The sequence below is a fragment of the Bacillus sp. GbtcB14 genome (assembly GCF_019091205.1).
Classification (GTDB): domain Bacteria; phylum Bacillota; class Bacilli; order Bacillales; family Bacillaceae_G; genus Bacillus_A; species Bacillus_A cereus_AG.
Window position 1 is genome coordinate 121,223 of record NZ_JAGXJT010000008.1, and the last position, 11,861, is coordinate 133,083.

Consider the following 11,861-nt stretch of genomic DNA (forward strand, 5'->3'; position numbering starts at 1 on the left):
AGGATAAAGTGATTAGTATAAGAAGACAATAGAACTTAAAGGAAATTCATGTAAAATTCAGATGAACTTCACATGAACTTCATATTAGAAACTAAATATAATTATAATAGGTTATCGTAATATATATTTGTAATTTTTCATGAAATTCAAACTTTAGTGAAATGATTAATGGAGGCTATGTTTAGTTTTCGCTAATGGATGCATTCAAAAGTTCAGTAGGATTGCCTGTTCCAGCTCCTCCGATTGTAACAGACCCACCAGGAAGAATTTCACCATTCCATCCTGCATTCGTAATTACGTAATGATTATTTATTTTACTACTAATTTTAGAATCCCAAACTTGTGTTAAATTGCCGTTATAATCAAATTCTAATTTCCAGTTTTTAATAGGGGTCGTTCCGCTATTTTTAATAACAATCGAGAAGTTGTAACCACTTCCCCAATTTGAAGTGACTGAAAAGGTAGCATTTCCATTTCCACCAGGAGGTGTTGTGTTAGCATCATCTGTTTTTACAAGAATGGAAGTAGGCTGTGATTTATTCCCAGCAGCATCCTTAGCTAATATTGAAAATGTATATTCTGTATTAGGTTTTAAGTTTTTAATTGTAATACTATTTGTTGTTGTACTCCATTTTTCTTCTCCGGCAGTAATTTCATATTCAGTAACGCCTACGTTATCAGTAGATGCAGTCCAGTTTAATTGAACTGAGTTTGAATTTTTATTTGTAACAGCAATATTTTTTACGTTTGTTGGGGGCTCAGTATCTTTTTGAGTAATAGGTCCACCAAGTAATTCTTTTACTAACGTATCAAGTAATTTTGGTCCACTACAACTATATTTTGGACTTGTACGGCAATCCCCGCTTAGTTCCCAAAACATTGCACCACTTAAACCCTTTGTCTTTATATAGTCTGTTTTATATTTCATAGATTCATTGTCATCATAACTAATAAACGTTCCTGTAGTCGCATTATATAAATAAGGTACTTTCGCTACATCGTTCCATCCGCGAACAAAACCATTTTTATTCACATAATTAGCTGCTAAATCACCATAATCGTACACACCTGTGTCACCGGTAGAATAATCATCCCAAGTACCTTTAGAAGCTAGCTTTCCGTCACTACCTGGTTTACAAGGTTGGTATTGCCCATTATTTTCTTTTCCGCAACTTTTCCATCCACGTCCGTAAAAAGGTACACCTAATACGAGTTTATCCGCTGGAACCCCTTCATTTGTATAAATATCTATCGCACCATCTACGTAAAATTTCGTATCTGCTGCTGGGTCATTTGGATCTTTGTATAGTGCTGCATTATGGTTAGAAGTAGCTTCCCATCCACCGTGGAAATCATATGTCATAATATTAATCCAATCCAGTATTTGAGAGATCTTCTTTAGCTCTGTATGATCCGCATAACGTTGGCTTGCACCTGACGCGATTGTTAGTAAATATTGTTTCCCATCTTCTGCACCAGCTTTCGTTAGTGCATTTCGAACATCTTGAAGGAGTAGGGTGAAGTTTTGTTTATCTTCAGGACGATAACTACCACCAGGAATCGTTTCAACACCCGGGTATTCCCAGTCTAAATCCACGCCGTCAAATCCATATTCGCGAAGAAAAGCTACTGTAGATTCAGCGAATACTTTTCTTGTTTTTTCATCAGCGGCCATATCAGAAAAACGGTTAGACCAAGTCCAGCCACCAACTGAAATAATTGTTTTTAAGTGAGGGTACTTAGCTTTTAATCGTTTCAGTTCTCCGAAATTTCCGCAGCGGGCATATTTATCACAATCTTCCCAAGTTGTACCCGATCCCGGATAAGATTTTGTGACATCAGCCCATGGTTCACCGAGTACGAGAGTGCCATTAGGGACCTCTTTATTTTGCAGTGGTACACTAGATTCTTTACAGTTCCATGTTTGTTTATTTGGATTATCGGGGTGAGTAGAAGGGTTTCCATGTTTTCCATTCCAGCAAATATCAGCGAAAGCATAGTTTAAATGAGTTAGCTTTGATGCATCAATGTCTGCAACTTGATAATTACGTCCGTAAATGCCCCACGAAGGAAAATACCCAACAATTTTTTGACCTTGCTTTGGTGAATCTGCTAATGCGAAATTTGGAGTAATAAAGTTTGTGAGAAAAAGAGGTAAGAAGAGTAGTAGGGATAGTAATAGCAACGTGAATTTTTTTGATCTCATAGTCATTTCTCCTTTCAAAATAAAAAATATATTTAAAGGCATGCGCCAATAAACCAAAATGAATCTAGACGTATGAAACGTCTAGATAAAAAATGATCAGACATCACGAAGTCTATACAAGGGAGCTGGGGGTGATTAAATCGTAGCAAATGTAAGATTTGGTGTAAACGCTTTATTGGACTCGAAAAGACTTTCTCAATATGAAGTGGCTCTAATACGGATTACACATGAAAATAAAATATTGATTAGGGGGGAAAAGGCTTCTTGTAATTAAATTTGAGAAAAAATTGTATGAAGTCAATTTGTAATAGCGTAGCGAGATGAGAAAATATCATGTAAAATAATAGTAAAAATATGTAAAGGAGCGAGTGGTGTGGATGTCTTTTTGAACATTGCTGAAGAAAAAATTCGACAAGCAATACGGAATGGAGACCTTGATCATATTCCGGGAAAAGGAAAACCACTACAATTAGAAGACCTTTCAATGGTACCTCCAGAACTTAGAATGAGTTATAAAATTTTAAAAAATGCGGGTATGATTCCACCAGAAATGGAACTACAAAAAGATATATTAAAAATAGAAGACTTAATTGCGTGCTGTTATGATGAAGCAGAGAGAAAAGAATTACAAGAAGAGTTAACAGCAAAAATGCTTCGTTTTCAGCAGGTAATGGAAAAGAGAAAGATTAAAGATAGTTCAGCTTTTCGTATGTATCAAGGTAAAGTATTTAGTAAATTACGCTAAGAGGGTAACTAACTGTTACGATTTATTTAACCAATTATAACGAAAGTTAATTAAATATATCAGTCAGCCCTGCTAGTCAAGTGATTGGCTAGTAGTGAGGGTTAACTGCGGGCAATCCCTAAAGCTGATTGAACTACAACTTGGCTAGAAATGGCGAGCGTGAATGTCGCGAAAGCAGAAAAAATCAATCAGATCGTGCAAGGTTAAATCCTAAACACTAGAACAATGGGTCTTCCGCCTCGAATCATCTAAGTCAAAAGTGATAAGATGAACGTTCAACGACTATCTCGTATAACTGACGAGAGTACATCACAAGCCTATGGTGGTGGAAAAATCCTCTATCTCTAAAGAGATAAACATATAGTCTGCGCTCATGTGAAAACATGAGAAGTTCATAAGAGAACTGGCTAAGGAATTGCGCCCTTAGTTGAACGAGATAAATTTAATTAAATCTATCAAACTTTAATGAATCTATCGAACGTATGTGTTATGGTGGATTCAATGAAGTGAGAATATTAATGAAATTTTTACGAGTTAGTTAAGTATCAGAATTAACAGGTTTGTATTCGAGTAGTCTTAGGAGAATGCTGGTGGAACACGCTACGATTCAGAAGAACAAATCTTTCATTAAAGGAGTTACATTCTGATGATATTGGCGAAGAAAGTCAGACTGATTCCAACGCCTGAACAAGAAAAAGTGCTTAGAAACCATGCTGGTGCTGCAAGATTCGCTTATAACTATTGTAAAAGAATGAGTGATAGATACTATAAGCTATTTGGAAAATCTGTTTCACAGTTAGCTTTACAGAAACGATTTACAAAGATCAAGAAGCGAAAGAATTATGAGTGGTTAAAAGACATCAACGCACAAGTTTCCAAACAGGCTTCAAAAGATTTTGATAAGGCAAGGAAGCATTCGTTCAAAAAGTACAAAAATGGTTATCACACTTCTTATAAATCTAAAAAAGATGTAATCCAAGGATTTTATGCCAATTATGAAAGGCTGATTATAGGAAAGAAAGTAGTTCATATTCAGTCTATTGGAGAAGTGAAAACAAGCCAACAACTACCAAGAAATAAAAAACCATCCAATCCAAGAGTTACATTTGATGGTCGTCACTGGTGGATTAGTGTGGGGTTCCAAGAAGACTTTGAATCACAAGAACTAACCAATAAGTCAATCGGTGTGGATGTTGGTTTAAAAGAGCTGTTTGTAGCTTCTAATGGTACGAAAGAACGAAATATAAACAAAGACGCCAAGGTTAAAAAACTTTTGAAAAGGAAAAAGTCAGCGCAAAGAGATATGTCTAGGAGATTTAAAAAAGGTGTGAAAATTCAATCTGCCGGATATGAAAAAGCAAAAATCGAGCACCTGCGGTTATCTAGGAAAATTATGAATATCCGAAATAACCATATCCATCAAGCAACAGCTAAATTGGTGAAAACCAAACCAATGAGAATTGTTGTGGAAGACTTATCTATCTCAAACCTGTTAAAAAACAAAAAACTATCGAAAGCATTTTCATTTCAAAAATTAAACTTCTTCTTTCAATGTTTATCATACAAGTGCGAGAAGTATGGCATTGCGTATGTAAAAGCTGATAAATGGTTCGCTTCAAGCAAGATTTGCTCATGTTGTAGAGTTCAATACGACCATTCAGTTCAACCAGAAGGACAGTGGAGTTTAAAAATACGTGAGTGGTGTTGTGCTTCATGCAATAGCCATCATGATAGGGATGTAAATGCTGCGATAAATTTATCAAGATGGGTAAAATAAATGCTTGATAATAGGAGGTAACGATACTGCCTCGTGTGGAGTGTTATACCCCTCGTCCCTTCGGGGTTGCGAGAACACGATGAAGCACTAACTTGTATAAATTTGATTGAATTGTATAGATTTATTTAAGTTTATCGTATCGGATAAGATGAATACATTTGAAACGATAGAAGAATTAGCGACATATATTGAAGGACAACAATTAGTACTACTGTTTATTAAAACGGAAAATTGTGGTGTTTGTGATGTTATGCTAAGAAAAGTAAATGGCGTACTAGAGAATTATAAATACGTAGAGAAAGTAGAAATATTACTACAAGACATGCAAGAAATTGCGGGGCGATATGCAGTATTTACAGGGCCAACAGTTTTATTATTTTATAATGGAAAAGAGATCCTTCGTGAATCGCGCTTCATTTCACTTGAAAATCTAGAAAGAACCATTCAATTATTCGAAGACTAAGGGAGGCTTTTATATGGAATTTATTATTGTCATACTATTATTTGTTGTAGTTGGAACGATCATAACAGCAGTTCGATCGAACAAAAAGAAGGTAAATCTTACGAAACAAAATAACATTCATAATTCATCCAACAGCTCATCACCATTATTTTTCTTTGCTGGATCGGATAATGATAGCTCGCACGATGGAGGTTCACATGATTGCGGAGGTTCTTTTGGTGGAGATAGTGGAGGTAGCTGCGGTGGTGGAGGCGGTGGTGATTGATGAGAATACGCCTTATAGGGGGCGTATTTCTTTTTAAACAAACGTTTGATTAGTTGGCTTACATATGCATAACAACAGTTAAACAAACGTTTGATTAATATTTTTAACGTACTAAGGGGAATAGAAATGAAAAGGGAACTGAAAGTGAAAAACAAGGGGAAAGTAGTGTTATTTTTATTAGCTGCGGGAGGCGTAGTTCTTGTTAAATTAGGATTTAAAATTGGAATTATACATATGGTTCGAACGTGGTTTGAAAGTACGTTTTCTTAAATAAGGAATATAGCCTCTTGCGATAGAGGTTTTTTATTTGTTATTATTAGACTGAACGGTCGGTTTAAAGAGGTGTGAATATGAGAAGAAGCGCAGAAGAGATAAAGAAAGAAATTGCCTATAAAGCAGAAAGTCTGTTTTCACAGAAGGGCTATGCAGCTACATCTATGGAAGAGATTTGTGAAATTACAGAGAGAAGTAAAGGAAGCATTTATTATCACTTTAAAAGTAAAGAAGAATTATTTTTATTTGTAGTGAAACAGCATACGTATGATTGGCTTGAAAAATGGAATGAAAAAGAGAAGTTGTATAGTACGAATACTGAAAAACTATATGGTCTCGCGGAATATCATGTCGAGGACATACAGCAGCCCATTTCAAATGCAATAGAGGAATTTTCTATGAGCCAAGTTGTAAGTAAAGAGATTTTGGATGAACTATTGGCTTTAACTAGAGAATCATATGTTATGTTTGAGAAACTAATTGAAGCAGGCATACAGTCTGGAGAGTTTCGTGAAGATAATACGCGTGATCTTATGTATATTGTGAATGGATTATTATCGGGGCTTGGAGTACTTTACTACGAGTTAGATTATAAAGAGCTGCAACGTATTTATAAAAAGGCAATAGATGTATTGTTAAAAGGAATGGCAGCTGAATAATAGGTCAGTTGCTTTTCTTACAAAATAAATTAGACCGAACGGTCGGTTTATGAAAGGAGAATGAAAATGAACGCTTTATTTAAAAATCGAGCATTTATGCTCGTTATGGTATCTGATATTTTACAACAATTTGCAATTTGGATTAGAAATATGGCTCTTTTGTATTTCATAATGGAGCGAACGAATAATGATCCAGTTTCCGTTTCATTGTTATCGGTTATGGAATATGCACCTATTTTTATTTTCTCGTTTATCGGTGGTGCGCTAGCTGATCGCTGGAATCCGAAAAGAACAATGGTTGCTGGAGATGTATTAAGCGTACTGTCCATTGTAGGAATTGTCTTGTTGTTAAAGCTGGATTATTGGCAGGCTATATTTTTTGCAACACTCATTTCCGCGATTGTAGGCCAGTTTTCTCAGCCATCATCTTCGCGTATATTTAAGCGCTACGTAAAAGAAGAACAGGTAGCAAATGCAATTGCATTTAACCAAACGTTACAGTCATTATTTATGATTTTTGGACCAGTGGTAGGGTCGCTTGTGTATACACAACTTGGTTTATTTACGTCACTATATAGCTTAATCATTTTATTTTTGTTATCTGCTATAGCCCTTTCATTTTTACCAAAATGGGTGGAACAAGAGCAAGTGGCGAGAGGTTCATTAAAAAATGATATAAAAGAAGGATGGAAATACGTTCTTCATACGAAAAATTTACGTATGATTACGATCACTTTCACCGTTATGGGCTTAGCTGTTGGATTAACGAATCCATTAGAGGTATTTCTTGTAATAGAGCGCCTTGGAATGGAAAAGGAAGCTGTTCAATATTTAGCCGCAGCTGATGGAATCGGTATGTTAATCGGTGGTATTGTTGCTGCAGTTTTTGCTTCAAAAGTGAATCCGAAAAAGATGTTTGTATTCGGTATGAGCATATTAGCAATGTCATTTTTAGTAGAAGGGTTATCTACATCATTTTGGATTACTAGTTTCATGAGGTTTGGAACAGGTATTTGTTTAGCTTGTGTTAATATCGTTGTCGGTACGCTTATGATTCAACTTGTACCAGAAAATATGATTGGAAGAGTAAATGGAACAATTTTACCACTGTTTATGGGGGCAATGTTAATCGGAACTTCACTAGCTGGAGGATTGAAGGAGATGACCTCACTAGTTACTGTATTTTGTATAGCAATGTCACTTATTTTATTTGCGATAGGTCCGGTTTTGCGTATGCAAATAAAGAAAGAAGATATTGTGAATCGAGAGGAAATGACGAATTGATTCGTTTCGGAATAGCTATTGTAAGGGGGCTGAATTGCTCCCTTTTCTTGTGGCAATCTTTTGACAACGACATGCCCCAACTATATACTGATGATGTAAAAACGATTTTACAGGTTAGGAGCAATGGTGTGAAAAATCAAATCTATGAATTACGCACTGAAAACAATATTTCACAAGGTGCATTGGCTGATAAGTGTAAAGTTTCTAGACAGACGATAAATGCAATTGAGAATAATAAATATGATCCAAGCTTAGCGTTAGCATTCCGTTTAGCTGAAGTATTAGGAACAACTGTTGATAAACTATTTTTGTACAAGCTGTAGGGGGAGTAGTTGTTGGGGAAAGAGAAAATAACCTTTGTAGTTACGGCATTAGTAGCTATAAGTACGTTAGTGTTTGCACTTTATTATTGGTTAACTGAACTTCAAGTAAACTGGTATGCACTATTTATTTGTAGCATCGCATTACATTATATGTTTAAAAGTTTGGCATCGCATAATGTGGAAGGGACAACGGAGGAGAAAGAAGATGTAGAAAAACATGTATTAAAAACAAGTGCAAATGTTACGTATTATGTACTTGTTGTATTAATTTTTGGTTTGTTTTTCGCATCGGTAGGTTTTAATAAATGGATTGATTTTCATAACATACCGCTTTTGTTTGCGTTATGCGCTGCGATAGTTGTAAAGCCGGCTGTAGAATTTTTAATTGTAAGACGTTATCGCTAAAAATAGAGAAAAGATCCTCTTCTCATGAGAAGAGGATCTTTTTCTTATAGCGTTTTTGTCTTTGGATTAGGTGGTGTAACGGACGTACCATTTTCAGGAACTCTAGTTAATAAGAATCCACCGATAATAAATAGGACAATAATACTAAGGACACCAGCGTTTGTTTTTCCTGTTAATTGTGTTGTGACACCTACTAATACTGGACCCATAATTGCCGCGAATTTACCAAAGATATTATAAAATCCGAAGAATTCATTTGCAGATTCTTTCGGTACTAGTTTTGCGAAATAAGAACGGCTAAGTGCTTGAATCCCGCCCTGAGAAGTAGCAACCAACATTGCTAAAATCCAGAAATCAAGTGTCGTTTTTAAGAAATAAGCATATGTGCAAATAATGATATAAATGATAATACCGACATATAGCATTTTTTTACCGGTAAATGTTTCTGATAGTTTTCCGTATAATAAAGCGAACGGACAAGCGACAATTTGTGTTACAAATAAGATGATTAATAGATTAGTTGCACTAATACCGAGATCTGTTCCGTAAGCAGTAGACATAGTAATAATTGTATCGACCCCGTCAATGTAGAAAAAGTAAGCTATTAGGAACATAAATACAGTTTTATATTCTTTAATATTTTTAAAAGTATCAGCAAGGCGCTTGAAGCTCATTGCAATTGGTCTCGGATGACGTTCAATATAATGTGTTTGCTCCACATTTTTTAGCATTGGAATTGTAAATAATCCCCACCAAAGAGCTGTTATTGCGAATGAAATTTGACTAGCAATGCCGACCGATAAAGGGATAGTGCCTTTTTGAGCAAGAATAATAAGGGCGATACAGCCGATAAAAGGAATTGTGCTCCCAATATAGCCTAATGCAAAGCCTCTTGTAGAAATTCGGTCCATTCTATCTTTAGAGGTAACATCTACTAAAAATGCATCATAAAAAATGTTTGCTCCAGCAAAACCGACTAATGCGAGCATGTAGCATCCTAGTAATAAGTACCACTGAGATGTTGGGACGACTGCTAGCATACTTGTAAATACGATACCGAGTCCAAAGAAGAATGTGAAAAATCGTTTTTTAAATCCTTTATAATCAGCAACTGTGCCGAGAATAGGGGCAAGTATAGAAATTAAAAGTGTAGCGAATGAGTTTGCGTATCCCCAATATGCTGTTGAAGTTGCACCAGATAGCCCAGCTTCTTTTGCAGCTGCCTTAAAGTAAATTGGGAATAATGCAGTTGTAATGACGAGCGAATATACGGAGTTCGCCCAATCGTATAATATCCAGCTTTTTTCTTGTCTGGACATTTTTTTCATATAGTGTTCCCCCTTAAATTTGTTCTACTAACAGTGTACAAAAATAAAAATTATAAAAAGAGAAACTGTGATGATTTTTACATAACTTTTACATGTATACACAGTTCTTTACAATTGGAGTAAATCCTCTACAATTGATCCGTCTGTTTCACCTAAGTGTAAACCGAGTAGTCTAGCGATAGTTGGGCCTTCATCAATAAGTCTCATATACGGGATGATGACACCGCTTTTTATCCCTTTCCCAGCAGCGATAAAAATTGTTTCATAGTTAGGTTTTGTTGGAGAGTATCCATGTGTACCAAATGTATATTTTTTACTAGGCGTAACATCTTTTTCAGTAATTTCTTTTATAAAATCTCCTGTATAGTTTTCAGTGAAATAATATCCTTCACGCGCTTCTAACATAAATAAACAATTACCATCTGCACCGCAGTCTTTTGCAGCTTCATCATGAAGCATAAATTCAATACCGTTTTGTTTATTTTGAAGCAGTTCTTCAAGTAGTAGTTGTACGTCTCGAATTGTATCGGTATCGTTCTTGTCTTTCACATATACGTAGGCAGATCCGTCACAACTTTGGCAATAGGCCTTCCAGTCTACTAATTTTCCTTTGGAATTTATAGATATAAGCCCTTTTTGATGAAATAGTACATTTAATTGGATGGCTTTGTTTTCACTTAAAGCGCTATGGTCACCAAGAGCGATAATTGTACTCTCTTCGTATAGGTCACTGTCTTTTAAAGCTTGAATAATTTTCCCTAGCCGTTCATCATGTCTATGAATCGCGGCTATTGTTTCTTTGGATTCAAAGCCGTGATAGTGTCTTTGGGTATCTAAATCGGTGAAATGTACAAACATGACATTAGGCTTTTTTGTCTGGATTGTATGCACAGCAGAAGCCAGTACGAAATTATCGAGTTCAGGCTGTGATAAGCCATTTCTTATATGGCCAAAACGCTGATTCAAATCTAATTGATATAGAGGGCTACCGCTAAATAATGAAACTAAAACTTGATTTTGCCACGGTCTATTTGGAAAAATTTCAGGTAAATTATAATCAATATTTGCTCTGCCGGTAACAGGCCATAGAAGGGCAGCTGTCGTTAAATTTGCTTTACGTGCTTCATCGTATAATGTTGTTCCTTTAATGGATTTTCGGTACCAATGCCAATCTGGTGACTCGCGTCCAGGTTGAAGTAATGTATTGCTAACTACGCCATGTTTATTAGGATAGTTTCCAGTAACGATTGTTGAGTGACTTGGATATGTTACAGAAGGATAAATAGGTTCCACTTTTTTCGCAATCGCGCCCTTGTTTATTAATGTTTGGAAATTAGGAAGTTTTTGTAATATAGGAAAATCTAAAGCTGATAAGCAATCGAAAGATAAAATAATGACGTGGTTTGTTAATGCTTTATCCATAAAGTTCCCTCCTGATTATATAAAACCTATTATTATATATTACTATTAATACCTAGTAATAAAAATATATTTTTAGGTGAAAATTTATTATTTATTTTCAGAAAAATTAAACATATAATTAAGTATAAGGGAATCTATGGAAGGAGGAAACACTATGGAGTGGTTAGATGGATTTAGTATCTTTTATATCATTGGCGGAATTACGATTATCCTTGTATTTGCTATTTCGTATTTACTAAAGAAACGGTTTCCAAATAAACAGTTCGATATTATATTTGCACTTAGTTTAATACTTCTTTGCTTAGCATCCTTTCCGGTTACAATGATGGTGATTGGCGGATGGGAAGGAATGGGATATGGATTTATTGGTTTCTTCGTTCTACTTGGTACACTTATCGGTATGATTGCACATCAACTTTTAAAAATCACGAGAAAAAGCTACGTATAAAACTGCAAAAAACGAAAAGAATATATAGAAATTAGAAAATTAGCTATTGTTTAAAAAAAGAATTTGTATTATGATAATCAACAAATTTATTTCGTTATAACGATGAAAAAGGACTAGTACATGTTCAACCTTTTTAGCAGAGAGAGAATCCGCCCGGCTGAAAGATTCTTAAAAAGGCGATATGGAACCTACCTTTGCGTTCTGCATATGCAGCGGGAATTTCCCGTTATCAAAAAGAGAGCATGCGCAATTTTTGTGCATGA

13 protein-coding genes, 1 pseudogene and 1 other annotated feature (1 of these 15 cut by a window edge) are annotated in these 11,861 nt (G+C 35.3%); of the genes and pseudogenes, 11 read left to right on the forward strand and 3 right to left on the reverse strand.

Annotation, left to right across the window (positions count from 1 at the left end; all coding sequences use genetic code 11):
• Positions 1-181: 181 nt before the first annotated feature.
• Positions 182-2,206: a glycosyl hydrolase family 18 protein gene (locus KVT31_RS21985; protein ID WP_088094991.1), complete on the reverse strand. Its 2,025-nt coding sequence runs from the start codon at positions 2,204-2,206 to the stop codon at positions 182-184.
• A 373-nt stretch (positions 2,207-2,579) separates the two neighbouring features.
• Between KVT31_RS21985 and KVT31_RS21990 the strand changes: the two genes are divergently transcribed.
• The 10 genes and pseudogenes from KVT31_RS21990 (at position 2,580) to KVT31_RS22030 (ending at position 8,400) form a co-directional block, all read left to right on the forward strand.
• Positions 2,580-2,951: a DnaJ family domain-containing protein gene (locus tag KVT31_RS21990; RefSeq protein WP_088094992.1), complete on the forward strand. Its 372-nt coding sequence runs from the start codon at positions 2,580-2,582 to the stop codon at positions 2,949-2,951.
• A gap of 518 nt (positions 2,952-3,469) precedes the next feature.
• Positions 3,470-3,579 (forward strand): annotated as a pseudogene (locus tag KVT31_RS31025) (IS607 family transposase); the annotation flags it as partial.
• 18 nt (positions 3,580-3,597) lie between these two features.
• A complete protein-coding gene (locus KVT31_RS21995) occupies positions 3,598-4,728 on the forward strand; it encodes an RNA-guided endonuclease InsQ/TnpB family protein (protein ID WP_088094993.1) in 1,131 nt (376 codons plus the stop codon).
• Between the two features lie 148 nt (positions 4,729-4,876).
• Positions 4,877-5,191: a thioredoxin family protein gene (locus KVT31_RS22000; RefSeq protein WP_088094994.1), complete on the forward strand. Its 315-nt coding sequence runs from the start codon at positions 4,877-4,879 to the stop codon at positions 5,189-5,191.
• A 13-nt stretch (positions 5,192-5,204) separates the two neighbouring features.
• Positions 5,205-5,456: a hypothetical protein gene (locus KVT31_RS22005; protein WP_088094995.1), complete on the forward strand. Its 252-nt coding sequence runs from the start codon at positions 5,205-5,207 to the stop codon at positions 5,454-5,456.
• Positions 5,457-5,582: 126 nt separating this feature from the next.
• Complete coding sequence (locus KVT31_RS22010) at positions 5,583-5,726, forward strand: histidine kinase (RefSeq protein WP_088094996.1); 144 nt, start codon at positions 5,583-5,585, stop codon at positions 5,724-5,726.
• A gap of 80 nt (positions 5,727-5,806) precedes the next feature.
• Positions 5,807-6,388 carry a TetR/AcrR family transcriptional regulator gene (locus tag KVT31_RS22015; RefSeq protein WP_001254436.1) on the forward strand — a complete coding sequence of 194 codons (582 nt, stop codon included), beginning with the start codon at positions 5,807-5,809 and terminating at the stop codon, positions 6,386-6,388.
• 66 nt (positions 6,389-6,454) lie between these two features.
• On the forward strand, positions 6,455-7,672 hold the full coding sequence (locus tag KVT31_RS22020) for an MFS transporter (protein ID WP_088094997.1): 1,218 nt from the start codon (positions 6,455-6,457) through the stop codon (positions 7,670-7,672).
• A 71-nt stretch (positions 7,673-7,743) separates the two neighbouring features.
• Positions 7,744-7,995, forward strand: coding sequence for a helix-turn-helix transcriptional regulator (locus tag KVT31_RS22025; protein WP_088095051.1), 252 nt, complete (start codon positions 7,744-7,746; stop codon positions 7,993-7,995).
• 12 nt (positions 7,996-8,007) lie between these two features.
• Positions 8,008-8,400 (forward strand): hypothetical protein, encoded by a 393-nt coding sequence (locus tag KVT31_RS22030; protein WP_088094998.1) that lies wholly within the window; start codon positions 8,008-8,010, stop codon positions 8,398-8,400.
• A 44-nt stretch (positions 8,401-8,444) separates the two neighbouring features.
• On the opposite strand, the gene KVT31_RS22035 is transcribed toward KVT31_RS22030, so the two are convergent.
• Together KVT31_RS22035 and KVT31_RS22040 are read right to left on the reverse strand one after the other, a co-directional pair.
• On the reverse strand, positions 8,445-9,728 hold the full coding sequence (locus KVT31_RS22035; RefSeq protein ID WP_088094999.1) for an MFS transporter: 1,284 nt from the start codon (positions 9,726-9,728) through the stop codon (positions 8,445-8,447).
• A gap of 108 nt (positions 9,729-9,836) precedes the next feature.
• Positions 9,837-11,150, reverse strand: a complete 1,314-nt coding sequence (locus KVT31_RS22040; RefSeq protein ID WP_088095000.1) for an alkaline phosphatase family protein — start codon at positions 11,148-11,150, stop codon at positions 9,837-9,839.
• A 154-nt stretch (positions 11,151-11,304) separates the two neighbouring features.
• Between KVT31_RS22040 and KVT31_RS22045 the strand changes: the two genes are divergently transcribed.
• Entirely contained in the window at positions 11,305-11,598 is a 294-nt protein-coding gene (locus KVT31_RS22045) for a YesK-like family protein (RefSeq protein WP_140392327.1), read from the forward strand.
• Positions 11,599-11,691: 93 nt separating this feature from the next.
• Positions 11,692-11,861 (forward strand) — a binding site (T-box leader); it runs 37 nt beyond the window's last position.

What these genes read in the sequence shown, in the direction of transcription:
- KVT31_RS21985 (WP_088094991.1), bottom strand. Translation starts at nt 2,206, where the DNA reads ATGAGATCAAAAAAATTCACGTTGCTATTACTATCCCTACTACTCTTC.
- KVT31_RS21995 (WP_088094993.1), top strand. Translation starts at nt 3,598, where the DNA reads ATGATATTGGCGAAGAAAGTCAGACTGATTCCAACGCCTGAACAAGAA.
- KVT31_RS22000 (WP_088094994.1), top strand. Translation starts at nt 4,877, where the DNA reads ATGAATACATTTGAAACGATAGAAGAATTAGCGACATATATTGAAGGA.
- KVT31_RS22005 (WP_088094995.1), top strand. Translation starts at nt 5,205, where the DNA reads ATGGAATTTATTATTGTCATACTATTATTTGTTGTAGTTGGAACGATC.
- KVT31_RS22010 (WP_088094996.1), top strand. Translation starts at nt 5,583, where the DNA reads ATGAAAAGGGAACTGAAAGTGAAAAACAAGGGGAAAGTAGTGTTATTT.
- KVT31_RS22015 (WP_001254436.1), top strand. Translation starts at nt 5,807, where the DNA reads ATGAGAAGAAGCGCAGAAGAGATAAAGAAAGAAATTGCCTATAAAGCA.
- KVT31_RS22020 (WP_088094997.1), top strand. Translation starts at nt 6,455, where the DNA reads ATGAACGCTTTATTTAAAAATCGAGCATTTATGCTCGTTATGGTATCT.
- KVT31_RS22025 (WP_088095051.1), top strand. Translation starts at nt 7,744, where the DNA reads ATGCCCCAACTATATACTGATGATGTAAAAACGATTTTACAGGTTAGG.
- KVT31_RS22035 (WP_088094999.1), bottom strand. Translation starts at nt 9,728, where the DNA reads ATGAAAAAAATGTCCAGACAAGAAAAAAGCTGGATATTATACGATTGG.
- KVT31_RS22040 (WP_088095000.1), bottom strand. Translation starts at nt 11,150, where the DNA reads ATGGATAAAGCATTAACAAACCACGTCATTATTTTATCTTTCGATTGC.
- KVT31_RS22045 (WP_140392327.1), top strand. Translation starts at nt 11,305, where the DNA reads ATGGAGTGGTTAGATGGATTTAGTATCTTTTATATCATTGGCGGAATT.